The sequence below is a fragment of the Thalassolituus sp. UBA2590 genome (assembly GCF_002339775.1).
Classification (GTDB): domain Bacteria; phylum Pseudomonadota; class Gammaproteobacteria; order Pseudomonadales; family Oceanobacteraceae; genus Thalassolituus.
Genome location: NZ_DDKU01000175.1, coordinates 18,330 through 40,404, shown reverse-complemented (window position 1 = coordinate 40,404; position 22,075 = coordinate 18,330). Strand labels below are relative to the sequence as shown.

Sequence of the window (22,075 nt, the reverse complement as noted above, 5' to 3'; positions counted from 1 at the left end):
ATGAAACGAAACCAGCACGGTATGACAACAGCGACTGCGCTGCTATTAATTCTGATTGGCATCGTATTGCTGCGTGCCGTGATGGTCATCGTTCCTATCTATTTTGATGATACCGAAGTTGGTATCGTTCTGGACAATATGGAAGAGAGCGGCAAAGTGAACGCGCGCAGCTCTGAGCGCTCAGTGAAAGATGAACTTGAGCGACGCCTCCGTAATAATAATATTCAGGTTACGACGGACAAACTGATCGTTAAACGTGACCGGAATACTCTGACCATCGACTGGACTTACGAAAACCGAGGCCACTTCCTGGCGAATATCGATTTCGTACTTACCTTCCAGCACCAGAAAGTTATCACCAGTGAATAATCCCCTGTTAAAACTCTCTCAGCGCCTCGGCTATACCTTCAGTGACGAGGCGCTGATTAACTTAGCGTTAACCCACAGAAGCCTGTCGGGAACCAACAACGAACGTCTGGAATTCCTCGGTGATTCCATCCTGAATTTTGTTATTGCCGAAGCACTGTTCCGTAAATTTCCTCATGCGAAAGAAGGCAAGTTGAGCCGCCTGCGAGCGAGACTGGTAAAAGGTGACACGCTGGCGGAGATCGCGAAAGAATTCGACCTTGGTGAATTTTTACTTCTGGGTTCTGGCGAAATGAAAAGTGGTGGGCACCGCCGTGATTCGATTCTGGCCGATGCAGTGGAGGCAATTATTGGCGCTATTTATCTGGATTCAGGGCAGACGTCTGCATCAGAACGTATTCTGGCGTGGTATGAGTCGCGGCTGAATGCACTGACTCTCGAAGACCCGATTAAAGACCCTAAGACCCGCCTTCAGGAGCATCAGCAGGCCAACCGTCTGAGTTTGCCGAAGTACACTGTAGTCAGTGTCGGTGGGCCCGGTAATGAACAGGTATTCACGGTCAGCTGTCGCATTCCACAGCAGGAAGATGTTGTCACGGCAGAAGGCTCAAGTCGCCGGGCTGCTGAGCAGGCTGCTGCTCAGGTATTTCTGAAACGTCTTGGGCTTGAGGAGTCAGCATCATGAGTACACGCACTGGTTTTGTGGCGATTGTTGGTCGTCCGAATGTTGGCAAATCAACGCTGATGAACCGTATTCTCGGCCAGAAGCTTTCTATTACATCCCGTAAGCCGCAAACGACTCGTCACCAGATTCTGGGTATTCTCACAGAAGAAGATACTCAGATCGTTTTTGTTGATACTCCCGGGATTCATAAAGCGCACGATAAGGCGATTAACCGCTACATGAACCGTGCGGCTACAACCGCGGTAAAAGACGTTGATTTAGTGGTGATGGTTGTCGACCGGATGCGCTGGACGGATGAAGATGAAATGGTGCTCCAGACCATTAAGCAGCAGCGTGCGCCGGTGATTCTGGTCGTGAATAAAATCGATTTTGTACGAGATAAAGACGAGCTGCTTCCTTACCTCGAAGAGCTTGCTGGCAGGCACCCGTTTGATCAGATCATTCCTCTGAGCGCGAAGACAGGCCATAACGTCGAACGTATTGAACACCTTATTCGCAGCTATCTGCCTGAAAATCCATATTTTTACCCTGAAGATCAGATTACTGACCGCAGTTCACGTTTTCTTGCCGCCGAATTGGTTCGCGAGAAAATCATGCGACAACTGGGTGATGAGTTACCGTACGAAATGACAGTCGAGATTGAAGAATTTGCGCACACAGGAACGCTGATCGAAATCAGTGCGCTGATCATGGTCGAGCGTCAGTCGCAGAAGCGCATTGTGATTGGTGATGCAGGTTACCGCATAAAACAGATTGGCATCGAAGCACGCAAAGATATGGAATCACTGTTTGACTGTAAGGTCATGCTGAATCTTTGGGTAAAAGTGAAATCAAACTGGTCTGACGATGAGCGGGCCTTGCGAAGTCTGGGGTACGACGACAGGGAAATATGAGGCACTGGTGGCTACTGAGACGCGAGCCGCTCGGTGGTGGCTCGGACTGGCTTTGTACCTTATTCACGAGACATAGTGGGTTGGTCAAGGTCGTTTGCCGTGATGCGCAGTTACCGGAAATACACCAGCCATGCCGTGGTGAGTGGCCTGCCAGTGGTGATCTTCCCAAACTGAAGACCTGCGAAGCAGATCCTGCGCTTGGGTTGTCCGGTGAGGCACTTGTCTGTGCTCTCTATATGGATGAGCTGCTGACGACCATTCTCCCTTTAAATGACCCTTCCAATGAGTTATTCGATTTATACTCAACCATACTTTCGAATTTAAGTAACAACGAGAGGATCGACATCTGGTTGCGTATGTTCGAACAGTGTCTTCTCAGTCATTGCGGACAGGGTATACACTGGACACAGACGACTCATGGTGCTCCCGTCATCGCCGGAACCCGTTATCTTTTCCGTGCCGGAGAGGGGCTGATTGAAGACCCCGATGGTTGGAATGGTGAAATCCTGCTTGCCATTGCTGAGGGTGAGTTCCGTCAGCAGGGCGCTCTGGCCGTCGCTCGTCAGGTATTGCGTATTGCAATTGATTGCGCAGTTTCCAGACCGCTTATCAGTCGTGAATTATTAATACATCGTTCCTGAAACAGGATAGAAATATGACCAACACACGCGTTTTGCTTGGCGTTAATATCGATCACGTTGCGACACTCAGACAGGCTCGGGGAACCCGCTACCCAGACCCGGTTCAGGCCGCTTTTATAGCTGAGCAGGCGGGCGCGGATGGTATTACGATTCATCCTCGAGAAGATGCCCGTCATATTCAGGTTCGTGATGTCAGGATGCTCGCGGGTACGCTTCAGACCCGGATGAATCTTGAGATGGCGGTTACCGAAGCCATGATTCAGCTGGCAGAAGAAGTAAAGCCCGAAGCCTGTTGTCTGGTGCCAGAGAAGCGGGAAGAACTGACCACCGAGGGTGGGCTGGACGTTCTTGCCCAGGAAGACACGATCAAGGATGCGGTCGCGCGCCTCGCCGCCGTGGGGGCTGAAGTTTCGCTCTTTATTGATGCTGACTACGAACAGATTGATGCGACGATCCGCACCGGTGCTCCGGTGATCGAATTGCACACTGGCGGGTATGCCGATGCTGAGACTCCTGCGGAGCAGGCCCGGGAGCTTGAACGTATCCGCGATGCAGCGGCGTACGCTGCAGGTAAGGGGCTGATCGTTAATGCCGGGCATGGATTGCATTATCACAATGTCGAAGCCATTGCGCAGATTCCGCAGATGAATGAGCTGAATATTGGCCACGCGATCATCGCTCAGGCGCTTTTCAGCGGTCTGGAAGGTGCGGTGCGCGACATGAAGCAACTGCTCATTGAGGCGCGTGTCTGAGTGGTTGATCGCCCTGTAACCGGTTGTACTGCGCCCGGATTTTCTGTAGCAGGGAGAGATACTCTGCTTACAGCCGCTGGCGTAGGTACTGATTTACTCGCTGTGGGCCGAATTAAAGAGGCCTATGAACGACACTCCGAGCGGCTTGTAAAACGGTTATTGACGCCTGCCGAACAGCAGGTATTTTCAGAACATCCTGATCCCATAAATTATCTGGCTAAAGCGTTCTCTGCAAAGGAAGCATTGGCCAAGGCATTGGGAACGGGTATTGCCTCTGGTGTCAGTTTTCAGGATTTTTCTATTCAGCGTGATCGCGCTGGCAAACCACTGGTACACGTCAGCGGTCGTGCTGAAGAGATTATGCGATCAGTCGACGAACGGGCCCAGTTATTATTGAGTCTGAGTGACGACGATGGCTGGGTTCAGGCATTTTCAGTATTGGCTTTGGTACCAGACGCATCTTCAAACTGAGCTTGCCAGTCATTGTCTCCGGCCCATTTTAATAAGCGTTCCGTTTCGGTCATCAGCACCCTGAGAAGTTCTGGATACGCTTCAGAGTTCTGTTCTTTCAGACAGGTTTCAAATGCTTCCAGTGCTGATCTCAATGCGGGGACGCCACAGTAGCGTGCTGCACCGTGTAGCTTGTGAGTTGCCTCCAGAAGCTCGGGCATTTTTTCTTCTTCCCATAGCTCCAGAATCACGTCTTTTTCTTTACGCAGCATATCGATCAGCATACTGAACATATCGGTTGCTAATCCGGGGTTTCCGTTAGCCTGATGCAAGGCCAGTTCTGTATTGAAAATGCCGGTTGCTGCCGGAGCTTCATGTCGAAGTGGCGGGCTCTCTTCGCTGTCTGCTTTAAAACCGGTCCAGCGCTCAATAATCCGTGCCAGTTGTTCCATGGATACTGGTTTCGTCTGGTAATCGCTGAAGCCGTTCGCAATTAATGCCTGACGTTCGTCGGACATCGCGTGGGCGGTGAGCGCAACGATAGGTAGATTGCGTTTACCCGGCAGCTTCCGGATGCGGGCGGTTGCTTCATTGCCTGACATCCCTGGCATCTGAATGTCCATCAGAATCAAATCCGGACAGTCACGGGTTGCCATGGCTACCGCATCAAAACCGGAGGGTGCCTGAAGAGTATTTACGCCGAGCTCATTCAGTAGTGTCACTGCTAGTTTGAGGTTGGCTTCGTTGTCATCGACGGCCAGCACTGTCGGAACTTCTTGAGGTGCTGGTGTATCGGGCGCCGCCAGTGGCTCGACATTATGCCCGCATAACTGCAACACCTGTCTGACCAGTTGTGTCTGGGTGTAGGGTGCAGTGAGCAGAGGTGTCGTTACTGTGGCGCGCATACGTTCAGGCAGAGCGTTCCTGCTGATATTCAGAACGGGAATCCCCTTACCGGAACAAATTGTCAACCACTCGTCCATTCCTCCCTGGCTGATCATATGGCGATCGCAAAAAATGATCGCGACATCCGTCTTTTTTTCACCACAGGTAACAGGAACTTCGGCAGGACTATGATATTCCTTCAGGGTTGCACCGCGTTTTTCCAGCAGCTCAATCGTATCTCGTGATGGTGCGCCGTTCGGGTTGATCAGGGCAATTTTGCAATCGGCCAGCGATTGAGGAAGTTGGGCATTTTCTTCATCAATTTCGGCTTCGATAGTAAATGAGAAGGTCGAGCCTGCACCTTCGTCACTGTGTACCCGTATATCGCCGCCCATAGCTTCGACCAGAGCGCGTGAGATAATCAGCCCAAGACCTGTTCCGCCATACTGACGGGCAATGCCAGGGTCCGCCTGAGAAAATGCCTGAAACAGGCGCGCCTGTTGTTCTGAGCTGATACCAATACCTGTATCTGCAACATCGAACTGGATACTGATATGACCGTTTTTCTGTTGAATCGGAACGACACTGATCGACACGCCGCCTTCGTGAGTAAATTTCACGGCGTTACTGCAAAGGTTGGTGAGTACCTGCTTGAGACGTAACCGGTCAGAAACGATCAGGTCAGGCATATCTGGCGAAATATACTGGTAAACCTCAATGCCTTTCGAATAAGCATTCGGTGTTAGAACCTGAAGTACCTCTTCTACAAGATCGCGGAGGTCGAAGTTTTCTGCCTCCAGAATCAATTTTCCGGCATCAATTTTGGAGAGGTCGAGAATATCGTTAATGATGTTGAGCAGGTCTTCTGAGGATCGACGAATCGTATCAACGTACTCGCCCTGGCGCTCATTTACCTGAGTTCGGGCAAGCAGGTCGGAGAAGCCAATGATGCCGTTAAGTGGCGTTCTGATTTCATGGGATACGTTGGCCAGAAACTCGGATTTTGTGCGGCTTGATTCAAGCGCATTGCGGTGCTCAATCATCAATTCGTGGTTGCGGATTTCCAGCTCATCAATGGTTTCCTGACTTTCGCGTGCAGACTGCTCCATCGAGTGTTGGTGCTCAATATTGGCTCGCTGAATGGCGGCAGCCATCGCATTGACGCCTGCGGCGAGATCCTGCAGTTCACCGGTAGAGTTAACGTGAATTCGGGTATCGAGTTTACCGCCTCGAATTTCGTTCAGGGCGTTCAGGATGTCCTGTACCGGGCCTGAGATATTACGGCTGATCCGTATGGCGAAAAACGATCCTAACAGCAGAACAACCGCGATAATTGAAAACGAGGATGCAAGGAGCTGGTATTGCATCAACCGGGTATTGCTGTTCGACAGTTCTATTTCTGCCCAGCCCAGAAGGCGCAATTCGGTATCCTGAGCCTGAGCATAAAATTGCTCTGTGAGCTGATCTGAGATCACCAGATTCTGGGCAAATATGGGAGCTTTTACCCTGACAGAGCCTGTTGTTCTGGCAAGCTGTAGCTGATTTTCCTTCAGCTCTGTGGCACTTATCCGGTCAGTTATCATACGTGGCCCCGAGTGAGCCAGTAGGTTCATCTCTTGGTCAAACATATTGACGGCACGTACGTCCCTTTCTTCGAGCATATTGTTAGCAATGTTCTGAAGAATCCCCGTGTTTCCGGTCATAACGCCGTACTCACAGGTGGGCGCCAGTTGTTTGCCCATGGCCAGGGCGCGCGCCTCGAGAAGGTCACTAAGGTCGGAAGTCCGACCAACGATAAAGAACATCCCGAGTACCAGCGATACCATGACACCGGGCAGGAGTGCCATCAGAAGGATGCGATTGCGGATGCTCCAGTTATTCATACGGGCGTGTCTGATAAAAATCCCAGAATATAGGGCAGACTGTCATGGTGCAAATCTGACATGCACTACCTCCGGCTCTTCGTTAGAATAGCGCGCCATATGCATACGCCTGATTTCCGGAGTACCTATGACTGATCCTGTTTATCCTACCATCGCAGACTGTGTTGGTCAGACTCCGCTGGTACGTTTGCAGCGGATGCTCGAAATCGATAACGGTAGTCAGGTTTTGCTGAAACTTGAAGGGAACAACCCCGCGGGCTCAGTCAAAGACCGACCGGCGCTGTCGATGATCCAGCAGGCGCAGGCGCGTGGGGATATTAGCCCGGGCGATACCCTGATTGAAGCAACAAGCGGCAACACTGGTATTGCGCTGGCCATGGCTGCCGCCATCATGGGATATCGGATGATTCTTATCATGCCCGATAACGCCACGATGGAACGTCGTTGGTCGATGGAGGCGTATGGCGCTGAGCTGATACTGGTGTCGAAAGAGGAGGGTATGGAAGGTGCCCGGGATCTTGCTCTCAGGATGGAGAGCGACGGTAAAGGCGTGGTGTTGAACCAATTTGGTAATCTGGATAACCCTGAAGCGCACTATCGGGGTACCGGCCCTGAAATCTGGCAGCAGACGCATGGGCGTGTCACCCACTTCGTCAGTTCCATGGGTACAACCGGAACGATCATGGGGGCATCACGTTACCTCAAGGAACAGAATCCTGATATCCAGATCATCGGCCTGCAACCATCGGATGGTGCGGCGATTCCGGGAATACGTCGCTGGCCTCAGGAATATCTGCCGACGATTTTTGACAGTCAGCGCGTCGATACCGTGAAAGACATCAGTCAGGATCTCGCTGAAAATACGATGCGTGAGCTGGCGCGTCGCGAAGGTATCTTCTGTGGCGTTTCATCAGGCGGCGCGGTAGCTGCCGCGATAGATATTGCGCGTTCAAACTCAGGGGCAACCGTGGTGGCGATTGTCTGTGATCGCGGTGATCGTTATCTGTCATCCGGTGTCTTTGCGACATCTTGAATCGAAGAAAAATGCCCCAATTTAGTGCTTCACGAGATTATTTGCCTCAGGCATTGATGCGGTTTTACTGAATAAATAATAACGGATGGAAGACGCGTGAAGCAGTCAGGAAAAGGCCGTGAACTCAGCCTGATCATCGACAACCTGAATTCTGAAGGGCAGGGAGTTGCCCGCTCTGGGCGCGATGTCTATTTTGTGCCGGGTGCACTGGTCGGGGAAAAAGTCCGGGTGCGAATGCTCGAGCGCAGTAAGAAAATCTGGCATACCCAACTACTGGGGATTGAGGACAATGAGTCTGAAGCCCGTCGCACTCCAGACTGCCCTCACTACCAGCGTTGTGGCGGATGTGATCTTCAGCATATGCAGTACGACGCTCAGGTTCTTTTCAAACAGAGCCGGGTTGAGCGCGAGTTCGGACGCCAGAAGGTCCTGGTCGATAGCTGGGTAGCTCCCCTTACCAGTGAGGAGTGGCACTACCGGCGTAAAGCGCGTCTGGGCGTACGCTTCAGCAAAGAGCAGCAGAAGAACTTTATTGGTTTCCGCGAGGCTGCGAGTTCTCACCTCACCGACATCAATCGTTGCATTGTGCTGCCTGATCACCCTGCACTGGGCTGGTCCGAGTGGCGTCAGGTGATCAATTCACTTGAGGCTGCTTCACTGATTACGCAGATTGAGCCGCTCTGGGCAGACAGTGCATTGGTATTTATCCTTCGGGCGCTGAAGCCGCTCTCTGGAAATGATCATCAGGTTCTGACTCAGACCTTTGAGCGTTGGCAGGCAGGCTCTGATTTGCCTCTGCAATTATGGGTACGCACAGAGAAGCATGCTTCACCTGTGGCTTTGTGGCCGGATAACCCCGACGAAATATGGCACGAAGTTGATGGTCTGAAGCTGCGTATTCAGGCCGACGACTTTATTCAGGTTAACCGCAGCATCAACCAAAGCATGGTGGCTCAGGCGCTGAAGTGGTTGGAGCCAGCGGAAAATGAACAGATCTGGGACTTATTTGCCGGGCACGGAAACTTCTCTATGCCCCTGGCAAAGCGCTGCAAACAGGTTGTTGCCGTCGAGGGCCAGCAGGCTATGACGGACAGCCTTCAGGCGCAGGCAGAGAAACTGGCCCTTTCTTTGCAGACTAAGTGTGCTGATTTATCGGCATCGGGCACCCTTGAATCACTACCTGAGCCTGATGCTGTGTTGCTCGATCCGCCACGGGCTGGTGCCGAAACGGTTATGACGGAGCGGATTCGCAGGAAAGTTGGCAGGATTCTTTATGTCTCCTGTGACCCGGCGACTCTGGCACGGGATCTCGCACAACTGGTGCCCGCGGGTTATGAGGTTATTAAGGCAGGAATTATGGATATGTTCCCGCAGACGCATCATGTCGAAACCATGGTGCTACTGAAGTATCGGGGAAAATAATGGTTAAGGTACGCGAAGATCATCCACTGTTGCATGACGGTTCACTGGATATAGATCGCTGGTTAGAGGAAATTTCTCATACCTCTGATCTGCACAATCCCGAGGAATTGCGTGAAGCGCTGGAGCTGGCAAAGAAATTGTCAGACGAAGCGATTGCAAACCGCACATACTGGTCGATTGACAGCGTCCAGATGGGGATCGAAATGGCGCAGACATTAATTGATCTGCGCCTCGATAATGCGTCGATCATTGCGGCGATTCTTTATCGTGCTGTCCGTGAAGGTCGTCTTGCACTTCAGAAAGTAGAGCGACAGTTTGGCCAGGAGGTCGCGAAATTAATTGAGGGTGTGCTACGGATGGCTGCTATCAGCGCTATCCAGAATTCCAGCGATGAAGTGGTACTCGGTCAGCGTCAGGCGCAGGTAGACAATCTGCGTAAGATGCTGGTGGCTATGATTGATGATGTCCGTGTCGCACTGATTAAACTGGCAGAAAGAACATCAGCCATTCGTGCAGTAAAAGATGCGCCTGAAGAGAAGCGACGCAAAGTTGCAGAAGAAGTTTTCAATATATACGCACCTCTCGCACACCGCCTTGGTATTGGTCATTTAAAGTGGGAGCTCGAAGATCTTTCTTTTCGTTACTTACAGCCGGACGCCTATAAAAAAATTGCCTCTCTAATTGATGAAAAGCGACTCGCGCGCCAGGACTACATCGATAGTGTTGTTAAGACATTGCGCGATGAACTGACTGCCGCAGATATTCACTGTGATGTCTACGGCCGGGCTAAGCACATCTACAGTATCTGGCGGAAGATGAGCCGGAAGAATCTCGATTTTTCGAAGATTTATGATATTCGGGCAGTGCGGATTCTGGTGCCAGAACTCAGGGACTGCTATGCAACCCTGGGGATCGTACACTCACTATGGCGGCATATTCCGAACGAATTTGACGACTACATTGCGAACCCCAAAGAGAACGGATATCGCTCCTTGCATACTGCGGTGATCGGCCCTGAAGGCAAAGTCCTTGAAGTCCAGATCCGCACGAATGCGATGCACGAAGATGCAGAATTGGGTGTTTGTGCGCACTGGTTATATAAGGGCACAGACATCAGTGCAAAAGATCAGGGCTACGAGCAGAAAATTGCTTGGCTGAGACAGGTGCTCGAGTGGCAGGAAGATCTGGATGACTTACCGCGATTCTTTGGTGAATTGCGCAGTGATATTAACCCTGACCGTATATACGTGTTTACCCCAGACGGTCACGTCGTTGACTTACCGACTGAGGCTACCCCGGTCGATTTCGCCTATCGGGTTCATACTGAAGTCGGTAACAAATGTCGGGGCGCGAAGGTCGATGGCCGTATCGTTCCTCTCACGTATCGACTGAATACGGGCGAGCAGGTAGAAATTCTTACACATCCAGCTGCACATCCAAGCCGGGATTGGTTATATCCGGACTCAGGGTATATTCATACTGCGAGAGCCCGGGCAAAAGTAGCGCACTGGTTCAAGCTTCAGGACCGCGACAAAAATATCGAAGAAGGGCGCCAGCTTGTCCTGCATGAAATGGACCGTCTGGATCTCGTCGATGAACCGCTTCACGATGTCGCACGCCAACTTAATATGAAAGCGGTTGAAGACATGTTTGCCGCAGTCGGTGCGGGTGATCTGCGTCTTGGTCAGATTATTCATCAGTTGCTCAAACAAGCGGACACCAATACGCATCGCCAGCAGGAGTTACCACTGCTGCGTCGTCACGAAGTCTCAAAGTCAGATGCAGCCGATGATGTATTTATTGAAGGGGTTGGTAACCTCATGACGCAGATGGCGCAATGCTGCCACCCCGTGCCGGGCGATGATATCCGAGGTTATGTGACTATCGGTCGTGGGGTCACGGTCCACCGTAGTGACTGCGAAAACCTGCTGCATCTTGCAGCGGTAGAATCGCGTCGCGTACTGCAGGTGAGCTGGGGGCGCCGCCCTGGCAAATTGTATCCGGTAGAGATGGTCATCAGTGCCTATGACCGGACTGGCCTGCTCAGTGATGTCAGTGCGTTGCTTGCAAACGAAAAAGTGAATGTTGTTGCGGTGAATACGCGCTCGGATCAGGGGGACAATACTGCCTCCATGAGCCTGACTGTCGAAGTGGATAGTCTTGAGCGACTCGCACGGGTCATGAATAAAATTGAGCAACTTCCGAATGTCGTAAAAACCCGTCGCGTCCGGGCAGGGAGTTGAAATGGCTTTCTCCGTAAAGGACCTGACTTACGTAATGAGTCGTCTGCGTGATCCTGATACGGGTTGTCCCTGGGATATTAAGCAGGATTTCGCTTCCATCCTTCCGCATACATTAGAGGAAGCGTATGAAGTGGCTGATGCCATTGAACGTGAAGATTGGCCGCATCTCGAAGAAGAGTTAGGGGACCTACTGTTTCAGGTCATCTTTTATGGTCAGATGGGCAGTGAAAAACGATACTTCAGTCTGGAAAGTATTGTTGATCGTCTTGTTGCTAAGTTAATCCGTCGCCACCCGCATGTTTTCCCAGAGGGAACCATCGATAGTCATCGAGCGCCCAGCGAGGACCCGGACGAAGAATGGATTAATCAGCGTTGGGATGAAATAAAAGCGGAAGAAAAGGCTCTGGCACCGCAGAATACAGAGAAGACTTTGCTATCAGACGTACCTGTCACTCTGCCCGCAATCACGCGCGCTGTTAAACTTCAGAAGAAAGCATCGTCTGTTGGATTTGACTGGCCTCAGAAAGATCCCGGGGTTGTCGATAAAATCCGGGAAGAGCTTGATGAAGTTATCGTCGAATTAGATGCGGGTAATGATGCATTACTGGAGAAAGAAATCGGGGATCTTCTTTTTGCCGTTGTGAATCTTGCACGGCATCACAAAATAAACCCTGAGGTGGCGCTGCGTGGCACTAACGAGCGATTCCAGAAACGATTTGATGTTGTTGAGGAGGCCTCGACCATCGCCGGTGGTTGGGAGAACATGACCCCCGACAGCATGGAATCCGCCTGGAAGAAGGCCAAGCGACTTACTGATTGAATTTACTCAGAGCACAGAAAGCAGCCTTAAGCTGCTCTCTTCTCTGGGCTGAATTTCAACCTTGATTAGTGTCTGTCTTCAGACAGCACTTCCCGGTACTTGCGAGCCAACTCCAGAAAACGAGGGGTCAGCCCAACGTCTTCGTACAGTGGAAAACCGTCTTCATCTTCAGCAACGACCTTGTCGCCAGCGACGTATGGAAAACCTGAGGCCATGTCATCCAGTGCGGCGCTGATCAGGTCCCGTAGAATCTGCTCCTTCGACATCGAAGGAAACATTTCAGCCAGCGCCTCAATACGGGCAGCGTCATTAACACTCAATGGTAATGAGTAGCTTTCTTCAGTGAGTTCAGCTCCAAACTCAGAAGCCCAGTGTTGCATCAGTTCATTAACTTTCACGTCGTACTCCTTACGCTGTTGCCTATACTGTTAAGGCAATAAAGTTATGGCAAAAGTTTCTGCTTTTTTCATCCTCTTCTGGAAACTTTGGCAGAGAAATAAATCTGAGCTGGGGCAGGCGACCGCAGTGGCCTTGAGTTTCCGCGGATTTAGCGCACACTGAAGTATCCACTTTTACAATCTACTTACGCCGTCAGGGCAAATCAGAACCGGTCTGCATACTTTGGAGACCATAGGGAGATGATAATGAAAGAACTCGACGCGCTGCTTCGCGATAAAGTAAGAATGCTGGGAAACGCGCTGGGCAACACCATTCGTAACGATCTTGGTGAAGATACGCTGGCGCAGATCGAGACGATCCGTAAGCAGGCCAAACGCGCACGCACTGGAGATGAAAACGAGCGCGATAAACTGCTCGATCTTCTTAAAGGATTGGCCGATGATTCTCTGGTGCCGGTAGTTCGGGGCTTTAATCAGTTTCTTAACCTGGCTAACCTTGCTGAGCAGCAGCACGGGATTAGCTGGCGGCGGGAGGATGTCGGTGAAGATAGCACCGATACCATGTTCCCTGACCTTATTAAACGCCTTGTTGAGGCCGGAATCGAAGGCGAAGATCTTACCTCGAAAGTGGCAGCGGCTAATGTCGAGCTGGTACTCACCGCGCACCCGACGGAAGTCACACGCCGTACCCTGATCCAGAAATACGATGAGCTGTCGCACCTCCTGCAGCAGCGTGATGATCTTCATGACGAACATCCATCACTGGCCTCGATTGAAGAACGTATCTCCCGATTGATTAACGAAATCTGGCACACCGATGAAATTCGAAAAGTTCGCCCGACGGCGGTTGATGAAGCCAAATGGGGCTTCGCGGTTATAGAAAACTCTCTCTGGTATGCCATTCCCGAAATGTTACGCAGCATGAATATAGATTTGATGGAAAGAGGCGCTCCCGCCTTACCGTTGGATGCTGTGCCCGTGCGTTTTTCGTCATGGATGGGGGGAGACAGGGACGGGAACCCGAACGTTACTTCGACCGTCACTGAAGAGGTTCTGTACCTGGCCCGCTGGATGGCTGCTGATCTTTATCTGAGAGATATCGAGCACTTGGGTAGTCAGCTCTCTATGTATGCTGGTACTCCTGAATTCAAAGCAAAGTATCCGAGTCATGAGCCGTATCGTGAATGTCTGCATGGTTTGAGAACTCGCCTGGAAAATACCCGGGAATGGGCGCAGGCAAATGTTGATGGTGAAGTCTGCGAGCTTAAACCTCTGCTTGACGACGCTGAATTGGTCGAACCGCTACTGGCCTGCTACGACAGCCTTGTAGGTAGCGGGCTGAAATCCATCGCCGATGGTGACCTGCTCGATACTTTGCGCCGTTGTGCCTGTTTTGGACTTGCACTTGTTCGTCTTGATGTCCGCCAGGAATCAACCCGCCACAGTGCCGTACTCGCAGAAATCTGTGATTTTTATGGTTGGGGTGATTACCTTGAATGGTCTGAAGAAAAAAAGCAGGAGTTTTTATTAAAAGAGCTGACTTCCCGGCGCCCATTGATCCCCGAGTTCTGGGAGCCATCTGATGAGGTTGCGGAAGTATTGGCGACGACACGCATTCTGGCGCAGCCGATTGGTCGAGGGGTGTCCTGCTATATCATTTCGATGGCCAGTGAACCGTCTGATATTTTATCCGTAGCACTGTTGTTACAGGCCTCTGGTGTCCGTCACAAATTACCTGTAGTGCCTTTATTTGAAACCTTGTCTGATCTTGAGCAGTCAGGTCCGCGAATGGAAAAGCTGTGGCAGGTACCCTGGTATAGGGAATACAGCGAATGCCGTCAGCAAGTCATGATTGGGTACTCAGATTCTTCCAAAGACGCAGGTCAGCTAGCGGCGGTCTGGGCTCAGTATCAGGCACAGGAGATTCTTTCCCGCGTCGCCGACGAACAAGGATATTCACTGCGATTATTTCATGGTCGGGGTGGTACGGTCGGTCGTGGAGGTGGCCCTGCTCACCGGGCAATTCTGGCTCAGCCTCCCGGATCTGTGCGCGGAGGGCTGCGGGTAACTGAACAGGGTGAAATGATACGTTTTAAATTCGGTTTGCCCGAAATTGCCGAGAGAAATCTTAAAATTTATATATCTGCTGTGCTTGAGGCTAACCTTTTACCCCCTCAGGCACCTGTCAAAGAATGGCGGGATACCATGAGCGAGTTAGCAGAGGTTGGTGTGGGGTCGTACCGAGCTATGGTACGGGACAATCCAGACTTCGTGAGTTATTTCCGTGCTGCTACCCCTGAGCAGGAACTGGGGAAATTATCGCTTGGAAGTCGCCCTGCAAGAAGACGTTCCGGTGGTGGAATTGAAACCCTGCGTGCGATTCCATGGATCTTTGCCTGGACTCAGATCCGTTTAATGTTGCCGGCATGGCTAGGTGCAGACAGCGCACTGGAAGATCAGATACAGCGTGGCAAACTCACGACTTTAAGGCAGATGTATTGTGAGTGGCCATTTTTCAGAACCTACATAGATATGTTGGAAATGGTGCTCTCGAAAGCAGATACGGCGATTGCGGGATATTACGAAGCGCTACTGGTTGAACCCGATATGCAGCCCCTCGGCAGTCTGCTGCGACAGCGCCTGGGTAATGTGACCGCACTGGTATTACAGGTTAAAGAGCAGAGCGAATTGCTGGAGCATAATCAGAGTCTTCAACAGTCGATGCAGGTTCGTGATCCCTACACTGACCCGCTTCACTATCTACAGGCTGAGCTGCTGTATCGCGAGCGCCAGTCTGCCGATGTAGTCAGTACTGAAGTCGAGAAAGCGCTCATGGTTACCATGGCGGGCATTGCTGCTGGGATGCGTAATACGGGCTGATTGCCCGTGTTCTCTGGCTCTCAGAAGGCCCCGACCAAGGTTGTGCTGGTTGTACAGGTGATTTCATCTAGAATCACTTGAGCAATAGCTGGCTAAAGAGTAAGGTTAGGCCTATTTTTCTCTCTGGCTGATCAAATATTAAACAATAATGAACAGTCCAGTACCGATTTTGTTTATCGAGGAGCAGGCTCATGCGCGTCATTCTTCTAGGGGCTCCGGGTGCGGGTAAAGGTACCCAGGCCCAGTTCATCTGTGAAAAATTCTCAATTCCCCAGATTTCAACCGGGGATATGCTGCGAGCTGCAGTAAAGGCAGGCAGTGAGCTTGGCCTTAAAGTGAAAGAAATTATGGAAACAGGTGGCCTGGTATCTGACGAGATTATTATTGATCTGGTTAAAGAGCGTATCCAATCTGACGATTGCGCCAATGGTTTCCTGTTTGATGGCTTCCCGCGTACGATTCCTCAGGCTGAAGCCATGATCGAAGCCGGTGTTGATATCGACTACGTTGTCGAGATCGATGTCGATGACGAAGAAATTGTTAAGCGTCTGAGCGGCCGTCGCGTTCACCCGAATTCAGGTCGTGTGTACCACGTGATTTATAACCCTCCAGTAAATGAAGGGAAAGATGACGAAACTGGTGAAGATCTGATTCAGCGCGATGACGATCAGGAAGACACTGTGCGTAAGCGTTTATCAATCTATCATGAGCAGACCGCTCCATTGGTAAGCTTCTACAAGAAGCTGCGTGAAGAGAAGGGCGAATCAGCTCCAGAATACGTTCATGTTCCAGGTGTAGGTTCTTTGTCTGACATCACTGAAAAAGTTACGAGCGCTTTAAGTTAAGTTCTCAAATAACTCTAATGAAAGGAGCCGCAAGGCTCCTTTTTTGTTTCTATAAGTTAATACCCGAATAAGAAATAAAGTTCAGCCGGTGTTCCTGTTGCGCTTAATTCGCTCTTCCTCTTACCGACTTCCTTCCAGAAATTTTCAATTCATATGGCCATTATTGATCCATCAACCATGTGTTAATGATTCATAGTCTCCGGGATAAATCTCGATTAGCCGAAGATTCATTGAAACTGACACCCGATAGATGGCGTCGGGAACTCAGCCGGATTTTGTTCTCTAATTAACGGTATGGGCCCTGAAATTTCACTCATTTGGGCCAGATATGCATTCTGCATTTAAAAAATCGAGGATTTTTTTGTTTTTTTTATGAAAAATACTATTATTCCGTCGGTTACTTTATATACTGTATTGAAGTATGAAGATTTACTTATGTGAATTATCACTACTAAGTAAGTCCACAACGAATCGGGGATTCACTGATTATCAGCCCCACCGCTTTTATAAACAGGTAAGTAAAAGAGGAAATACCTATGGCTAAAACTAAAGCACCTGCCAAGCGCGGCCGGAAGCCTGCGGCGAAAAAGCCGGTTGAGTCTGCGGTACCTGCTGCTGTTGCAAAGGCAACGAACGCCGTTGAAAAAGCGGTGGCAGCTCAGTCCAAGCAGAAAGAACGTGTCACTGCCGCTGAAACCAAGCTGAAGCAAGCAAAAGTGAAAGCTGCTGGTCCAAAGGCCACTGCCGCGACTAAGCGCTCAGTAGCGACTGCTACTAAGGCGGTCAAAACTCAGAAAGAGAAACTCTCTGAATTGACGCAGAAGGTTGCTGAAGCCAAGAAAGACCTCAAAATTGCAGAACTGAAAGCCCGCATTGAAGCGACTGCTGCGAAGGCTGAAGAAACTGTTAAAAGTTATGCTAAGACACTGGCTGATAAAGCAGAGGCCGATCTCGAGAAAGCTCTGACTAAATTTGCTACTCAATGGCGTAGCAAGCGCGATAAACAGGACGCCCGTAAAGTTAAAGCTCGCACTACTGCAGAGAACAAAAAAGTAGCTACTGCTTCTAAGAAAATAGAATCTTCGATTAAAGCACTTGAAGCTAAGCCAGCGGCCAAACGTGGTCGCCCTGCAAAAGCGGCTGCACCAGCGAAAGCAACGACTGCTCCGAAGAAGCGCGGTCGTCCTGCTAAGGCGACAGCACCAGCAAAAGCTGCACCGAAAAAGCGCGGTCGCCCAGCTAAAGCGGCTACAGCAACTAAGGCAGCTACCACCGCAGCGCCAAAGAAGCGCGGTCGTCCAGCTAAGGCGACTACAGCCAAAGCGGCACCTAAAAAAGCAGCTGCTAAGAAAACAGCAGCCGCTAAGCCGGCGGCAGCACCTAAGAAACGGGGTCGTCCAGCTAAGGCAGCGACGACAGCAGCGAAAGCACCTGCTAAGCCAGCGGCAGCAAAGGCAGCGCCAAAGAAGCGTGGTCGTCCACCTAAGGCAGCAGCTTCGAAGCCAGCAGCGCCAGCACCAGCCCCAGCTGCTGAAGAGAAGAAAGATTCTTCAGAATCTTAATTCTCCGCTTTGTGAAAGAACCCGGCTCGTCCGGGTTTTTTTATGCCTGACGTTCCTCGCTGTCCGACAGTGAGCTGCGGCATTCTCCCGCTGAATCCTGATATACTCCCCGCATCATTGATCGGTGGTATTCAAATGTCTGTAATTCTCACAATCGACGCATCTTCCTTACTCTGCTCTGTTGCGCTGAATATCAACGGCGAACTGGTCTGGAATACAGAAGAACAGCCAAGACGTCACGCCCAGCGTCTGCTCCCGATGATAGACGATATTCTGGCTGATTCAGGTATTTCCAGGCATCAGCTTGATGGTCTGGCGTTTGGTCGTGGCCCAGGGTCATTTACCGGAATACGGATTGCCGTATCTGTGGCACAGGGGCTTGCTTTAGGATTAGATCTTCCTGTCTGTGGTGTATCGTCTCTTGAGACTGTAGCACTCGCTGCTGCTTCAAATGATGAGACTGCAAGCAAGGTGCTTGCGATTATGGATGCACACATGGGAGAGGTGTTCTGGGGGCAGTTCGACGTTATAGATGGAATGACTCAGGCCGGTGGTGTTGAGCAGGTGGGGTCACCGGAATTATGCCTGACGCAGGCAAGTGAATTCGGAGGGCTGCTTGCTGGTGATGGCCTCAGCTTAGCGCCTTTTAGTGAGTTGAATTCAGCATACGCAACGATTCAGCCGGAAGCTCGCATCATGGCAGCACTGGCGGACCGGGAATGGAATAATGGCAATTTCGGCTCACCCGATAATCAATTACCGGTATATCTGCGTAACTCTGTTGCATGGAAAAAGCTGGATGAACAGCCAAGCCTTCTGAAGCGAAATTAACATAGGAAGTTGTTACCCGTGGATCTACTCGAAATTATTGTCCTTGCAGTATTACAGGGCCTGACCGAATTTCTTCCAATCAGTAGCTCTGCGCATCTGATTCTGCCTTCCCGCATGTTGGGTTGGGAGGATCAGGGGCTCGCATTTGATGTGGCTGTTCATGTTGGAACACTCGCGGCTGTTATTGTCTATTTCCGTGCAGAGATTATACGTCTGTTACAGGGCTGGTTAACGACCGGCTTTACCCGACACCCCAATGCCGATGGGCGGCTGGCGTGGTACGTCGCGTTGGCAACTATTCCGGCAGGGCTTGCTGGTTTATTGCTGAACGACTGGATTGAGGTGAATCTTCGTTCTACGGCGGTAATAGCAGCGACTACCATAGGCTTTGGCATTCTTTTGGGGGTTGCGGACCGGGTCCGGCACGGCCGAGCAGGCTTAGGGGAGATGACACTCCTGATGGCGATGGTGATCGGCGTAGCTCAGATGTTCGCATTGATACCTGGCACATCCCGATCGGGTATTACCATTACTGCGGCGCTTCTGATTGGCATGCAGCGTGTCGATGCCGCGAAGTTTTCATTCCTTCTGTCGATTCCATTAATTCTTGCAGCGGGTGGTTTAAAGACGTTGGAGTTGGCAGAGCAGTCGACCGCTGTTGACTGGCAGTCGCTGATATTAGGTATTGTTATCTCTGCGGTCAGTGCGTGGATTTGTATCTATTACTTCCTCGCCTTCATTAACCGCATTGGCATGATGCCATTTGTAGTTTATCGATTAATTCTTGGCGCTGTTCTGCTTCTGTTTTTCGTATAAATATGACCGAATTATACTGCGCTTCTGATTTTGCTCCTCACCTGCACGAGTTCGCCGACGCGTTTGGATTAGGTGTCTCAACAGCGAACATGCCTCAGAATGCGGAGTATCACCTTCATCATGATGGGCATGCTTTGGGGCTGGTCCGTGGTGATGCGCCCAGGGCCAGAGTGATTGTTGATTTCTGTGCCGGTGCTACAGCGCACAGACGTAAGTTTGGCGGCGGAAAAGGGCAGGATATCGCGAAAGCGGTCGGCGTCAGCTCTGCGTATTTACCGACGGTCGTCGATGCGACGGCTGGCCTCGGTCGTGACTCGTTCGTACTCGCGACACTGGGCTGCCAGGTGACCGCTATTGAACGTCAGTCTGTCGTCGCAGCGCTGCTTCAGGATGGCCTGGAGCGTGCCCGTCTCGATAGTGAAGTTGGGGATATTGTTGACCGTATCCGCTTAGTTCACACGTCTGCACATCAGTGGCTTGCTGCACAGGCCGAGAACTCAGTTGATGTCGTGTATCTGGACCCTATGTTTGATCATGACCCTAAGCAGAAGGCGGCTGTCAAAAAAGACATGCAGGCGTTTCGTGAGGTTGTTGGTCAGGATGTCGATTCCGATGACCTGTTAGGTCCGGCGTTAGATGCAGCGCGATGCAGGGTGGTTGTAAAGCGTGCGCGCAAAGCGCAGCCGCTTGCAGGGCGTGCGCCTTCTTACAGCATTACGGGTAAGTCGAATCGGTTTGATGTGTACGCTCTGGCCAGAGTAGAAGCTCCGGCCTGAGAGGTATCAGCCTTACAGGCTGATCAGAATGGTTTGCCTCAGGTTGGCATCCAACAGATTTTCAAGGATGCTCATGAGAGGGTTCAGGTCTTCGTCGAAAGACAACACGTCATCTTCACCGCAGCTGATCATTCCACTATCAATCAATTGACGTATAAGTGCACGAAATAATGCTTTGTCGAAGAATTCTGGTGCATTAATTCCATAAAGTAAGCTCAGGCGCTGGGCCAGCAGTGTCGATTGCTCTTCCAGCTGTTGAGCGGTCAGGTTTCCACTGCCCTGATGCTTCAGGCGGGAAATCGACAGGAAGTAACGCTGGAGTGTCTGAGAGATCGGATCAGCGAGGCTCTGCAACATCGGTAGATTGTTGCCATCAATGCGGCAATGATAACAACCGTCACTCACTTCCAGATAGCCGCGCTGCTCCAGTACATCCAGCCAGCTGTTAACAGCTTGTTCGAGAGTGTCTTCTGTCCAGTGAAGGAAGAGTTCTGCTTTCAGGAATGGATACAGGGCCTGACAACTTTCGAGGATATCCGCCTGAGTGCAGCGACGATTATTGAGTAGCAGGCATGCAATCAAAGATGGTAGTGCAATGATGTGGAGAACATTGTTGCGGTAGTACGTCAGGGTAACCGCCTGGCGCTCATTCGTCTGAATCAGGTCGCCCATGTCGTGCTTGCTACGGGAAACCGATCCAAGCTCTTCGGCGTGGGCAAGCCAGTCGCTCGCATGTCCGTCAGGTAAAACCGTCATATCGGAATACGGAACCATGGCCAGCAGGTCACGATAGGCTTCCATATGACGCATCAGCTGATTTTCATCCATGGCCTGGCGGGGCGACGCAAGAATAGCGAGTGCGATCAGGTTGATAGGGTTAACCGAGGCTGCGCGGTTGATTTCGGTGACAACGGTAGTGGCCAGCTCATCAACCAGTTCCGGTGCCCAATCAGGGCGATAGTTACATGCTTCGTAGTCCTGATTACTCCAGCCTGGGTGACGCTCTTCAAGGTATGGTGAGAGATGTATCGGTTCGCCAAAGGTAACGTTGACCTTACCAAACGACTTCTTGAAAGAACGCAATGTGCCCAGTACGTCGAGAAGGCTTTCCTTCTTTTTCGCTTTTCCGCGCAACTCACCAAGATAGCTCTTTTCTTCGAATACTTTTTCATAACCCGTATACACAGGCACGAACACCATTGGCTTTTTTGAGTCGCGCAGGTATGAGCGAACCGTCATTGCAAGCATCCCGGCTTTCGGGCTGAGGGTACGGCCGGTACGGGAGCGGCCACCTTCGACGAAATATTCTGACGAATATCCATGGGTAAATACCGAGTGCAGATATTCATCAAAGACGGCTGCATACAGCGGATTACCACGGAAAGTTCTGCGCATAAAAAATGCACCGCCGCGGCGGAGTATCGAGCCAACCACTGGCATATTGAGGTTAATACCCGCAGCAATTTGTGGAAGCTGTAGGCCATGGTGGTAAAGAACGTAAGACAGTAATAGATAATCGATGTGGCTTCGGTGGCAAGGAACATAGACGACAGTGTTGTCTTTGCCGACTTCTTTTACCTGTTCGATATTGTGGATAGCCGTGCCGTTGTAGATTTTGTTCCACACCCAAGTCAACAAAATATCCAGGAAACGAACGTTGGTATACGAAATGTTTGAGGCAATTTCATCCGCGTATTTAAGAGCCCGCTTTCTCAGCTTCTCGCGTTTTAAGCCGTTCTCTTTCATTTCACTTTCAATGGCGTGACGGACCATTGGGCGATTCGGGATCTGATGAACCAGTGTGCGTCGGTGAGACAGTTCTGGGCCCAGTACCGATTTTGTTACCTTGCGATTGTGAACACGCAAAACACGGGCGAGTTTACGGGCGACCAGC

At 51.0% G+C, this 22,075-nt stretch carries 19 protein-coding genes; 16 read left to right on the top strand and 3 right to left on the bottom strand.

The genetic code is table 11. The annotated features are described in order from the left end of the window. The 6 genes from B2067_RS14915 to acpS all read left to right on the top strand — a co-directional run bounded on the left by B2067_RS14915 (window position 1) and on the right by acpS (window position 3,808). The gene (locus B2067_RS14915) at window positions 1–369 is read left to right on the top strand and encodes a DUF4845 domain-containing protein (protein ID WP_076513815.1); all 369 of its coding nucleotides are present in this window, start codon (window positions 1–3) and stop codon (window positions 367–369) included. Continuing rightward, a complete protein-coding gene (rnc, locus tag B2067_RS14910) occupies window positions 362–1,051 on the top strand; it encodes a ribonuclease III (RefSeq protein ID WP_068440721.1) in 690 nt (229 codons plus the stop codon). The genes B2067_RS14915 and rnc overlap by 8 nt, the downstream gene beginning before the upstream one ends. Next, a complete protein-coding gene (gene era / locus B2067_RS14905) occupies window positions 1,048–1,944 on the top strand; it encodes a GTPase Era (RefSeq protein WP_068436972.1) in 897 nt (298 codons plus the stop codon). Before rnc ends, era begins: the two co-directional genes overlap by 4 nt. Before the next feature lie 80 nt (window positions 1,945–2,024). Continuing rightward, the gene (gene recO, locus B2067_RS14900) at window positions 2,025–2,585 is read left to right on the top strand and encodes a DNA repair protein RecO (RefSeq protein WP_301388974.1); all 561 of its coding nucleotides are present in this window, start codon (window positions 2,025–2,027) and stop codon (window positions 2,583–2,585) included. A gap of 14 nt (window positions 2,586–2,599) precedes the next feature. Continuing rightward, a complete protein-coding gene (gene pdxJ / locus B2067_RS14895; protein WP_297533242.1) occupies window positions 2,600–3,337 on the top strand; it encodes a pyridoxine 5'-phosphate synthase in 738 nt (245 codons plus the stop codon). Then, on the top strand, window positions 3,338–3,808 hold the full coding sequence (gene acpS, locus B2067_RS14890; protein ID WP_301388973.1) for a holo-ACP synthase: 471 nt from the start codon (window positions 3,338–3,340) through the stop codon (window positions 3,806–3,808). On the opposite strand, the gene B2067_RS14885 is transcribed toward acpS, so the two are convergent. Next, the gene (locus B2067_RS14885) at window positions 3,760–6,555 is read right to left on the bottom strand and encodes an ATP-binding protein (RefSeq protein WP_297533240.1); all 2,796 of its coding nucleotides are present in this window, start codon (window positions 6,553–6,555) and stop codon (window positions 3,760–3,762) included. The genes acpS and B2067_RS14885 overlap by 49 nt on opposite strands. Before the next feature lie 127 nt (window positions 6,556–6,682). Between B2067_RS14885 and cysM the strand changes: the two genes are divergently transcribed. From cysM to mazG, 4 genes are all read left to right on the top strand, one after another. Continuing rightward, entirely contained in the window at window positions 6,683–7,588 is a 906-nt protein-coding gene (cysM, locus tag B2067_RS14880; RefSeq protein ID WP_301388972.1) for a cysteine synthase CysM, read from the top strand. A gap of 96 nt (window positions 7,589–7,684) precedes the next feature. Next, window positions 7,685–9,010: an rRNA adenine N-6-methyltransferase family protein gene (locus tag B2067_RS14875; protein WP_301388971.1), complete on the top strand. Its 1,326-nt coding sequence runs from the start codon at window positions 7,685–7,687 to the stop codon at window positions 9,008–9,010. Beyond that, entirely contained in the window at window positions 9,010–11,253 is a 2,244-nt protein-coding gene (gene relA / locus B2067_RS14870; protein ID WP_301388970.1) for a GTP diphosphokinase, read from the top strand. Before B2067_RS14875 ends, relA begins: the two co-directional genes overlap by 1 nt. A gap of 1 nt (window position 11,254) precedes the next feature. Beyond that, on the top strand, window positions 11,255–12,073 hold the full coding sequence (gene mazG / locus B2067_RS14865; RefSeq protein WP_301388969.1) for a nucleoside triphosphate pyrophosphohydrolase: 819 nt from the start codon (window positions 11,255–11,257) through the stop codon (window positions 12,071–12,073). A 65-nt stretch (window positions 12,074–12,138) separates the two neighbouring features. On the opposite strand, the gene B2067_RS14860 is transcribed toward mazG, so the two are convergent. After that, window positions 12,139–12,471 (bottom strand): type 1 pili tip component, encoded by a 333-nt coding sequence (locus B2067_RS14860; protein WP_301388968.1) that lies wholly within the window; start codon window positions 12,469–12,471, stop codon window positions 12,139–12,141. Between the two features lie 246 nt (window positions 12,472–12,717). Here B2067_RS14860 and ppc point away from each other — a divergent pair, with 246 nt between their 5' ends. The 6 genes from ppc to B2067_RS14830 all read left to right on the top strand — a co-directional run bounded on the left by ppc (window position 12,718) and on the right by B2067_RS14830 (window position 20,181). Beyond that, a complete protein-coding gene (gene ppc, locus B2067_RS14855; protein ID WP_301388967.1) occupies window positions 12,718–15,351 on the top strand; it encodes a phosphoenolpyruvate carboxylase in 2,634 nt (877 codons plus the stop codon). Between the two features lie 191 nt (window positions 15,352–15,542). Beyond that, a complete protein-coding gene (adk, locus tag B2067_RS14850; RefSeq protein WP_297533234.1) occupies window positions 15,543–16,196 on the top strand; it encodes an adenylate kinase in 654 nt (217 codons plus the stop codon). Between the two features lie 536 nt (window positions 16,197–16,732). Beyond that, entirely contained in the window at window positions 16,733–17,758 is a 1,026-nt protein-coding gene (locus tag B2067_RS14845) for a hypothetical protein (protein ID WP_301388966.1), read from the top strand. Window positions 17,759–17,893: 135 nt separating this feature from the next. Then, window positions 17,894–18,589 carry a tRNA (adenosine(37)-N6)-threonylcarbamoyltransferase complex dimerization subunit type 1 TsaB gene (gene tsaB / locus B2067_RS14840; RefSeq protein WP_301388965.1) on the top strand — a complete coding sequence of 232 codons (696 nt, stop codon included), beginning with the start codon at window positions 17,894–17,896 and terminating at the stop codon, window positions 18,587–18,589. A gap of 18 nt (window positions 18,590–18,607) precedes the next feature. Further along, the gene (locus B2067_RS14835; protein ID WP_301388964.1) at window positions 18,608–19,405 is read left to right on the top strand and encodes an undecaprenyl-diphosphate phosphatase; all 798 of its coding nucleotides are present in this window, start codon (window positions 18,608–18,610) and stop codon (window positions 19,403–19,405) included. Between the two features lie 2 nt (window positions 19,406–19,407). After that, entirely contained in the window at window positions 19,408–20,181 is a 774-nt protein-coding gene (locus tag B2067_RS14830) for a class I SAM-dependent methyltransferase (protein WP_301388963.1), read from the top strand. 12 nt (window positions 20,182–20,193) lie between these two features. Here B2067_RS14830 and plsB read toward each other — a convergent pair. Beyond that, the coding region (plsB, locus tag B2067_RS14825) for a glycerol-3-phosphate 1-O-acyltransferase PlsB (protein WP_301388962.1) at window positions 20,194–22,075 on the bottom strand (1,882 nt) is incomplete at its 5' end.

What these genes read in the sequence shown, in the direction of transcription:
- B2067_RS14915 (WP_076513815.1), top strand. Translation starts at nt 1, where the DNA reads ATGAAACGAAACCAGCACGGTATGACAACAGCGACTGCGCTGCTATTA.
- era (WP_068436972.1), top strand. Translation starts at nt 1,048, where the DNA reads ATGAGTACACGCACTGGTTTTGTGGCGATTGTTGGTCGTCCGAATGTT.
- pdxJ (WP_297533242.1), top strand. Translation starts at nt 2,600, where the DNA reads ATGACCAACACACGCGTTTTGCTTGGCGTTAATATCGATCACGTTGCG.
- B2067_RS14885 (WP_297533240.1), bottom strand. Translation starts at nt 6,555, where the DNA reads ATGAATAACTGGAGCATCCGCAATCGCATCCTTCTGATGGCACTCCTG.
- cysM (WP_301388972.1), top strand. Translation starts at nt 6,683, where the DNA reads ATGACTGATCCTGTTTATCCTACCATCGCAGACTGTGTTGGTCAGACT.
- relA (WP_301388970.1), top strand. Translation starts at nt 9,010, where the DNA reads ATGGTTAAGGTACGCGAAGATCATCCACTGTTGCATGACGGTTCACTG.
- mazG (WP_301388969.1), top strand. Translation starts at nt 11,255, where the DNA reads ATGGCTTTCTCCGTAAAGGACCTGACTTACGTAATGAGTCGTCTGCGT.
- ppc (WP_301388967.1), top strand. Translation starts at nt 12,718, where the DNA reads ATGAAAGAACTCGACGCGCTGCTTCGCGATAAAGTAAGAATGCTGGGA.
- adk (WP_297533234.1), top strand. Translation starts at nt 15,543, where the DNA reads ATGCGCGTCATTCTTCTAGGGGCTCCGGGTGCGGGTAAAGGTACCCAG.
- B2067_RS14845 (WP_301388966.1), top strand. Translation starts at nt 16,733, where the DNA reads ATGGCTAAAACTAAAGCACCTGCCAAGCGCGGCCGGAAGCCTGCGGCG.
- tsaB (WP_301388965.1), top strand. Translation starts at nt 17,894, where the DNA reads ATGTCTGTAATTCTCACAATCGACGCATCTTCCTTACTCTGCTCTGTT.
- B2067_RS14830 (WP_301388963.1), top strand. Translation starts at nt 19,408, where the DNA reads ATGACCGAATTATACTGCGCTTCTGATTTTGCTCCTCACCTGCACGAG.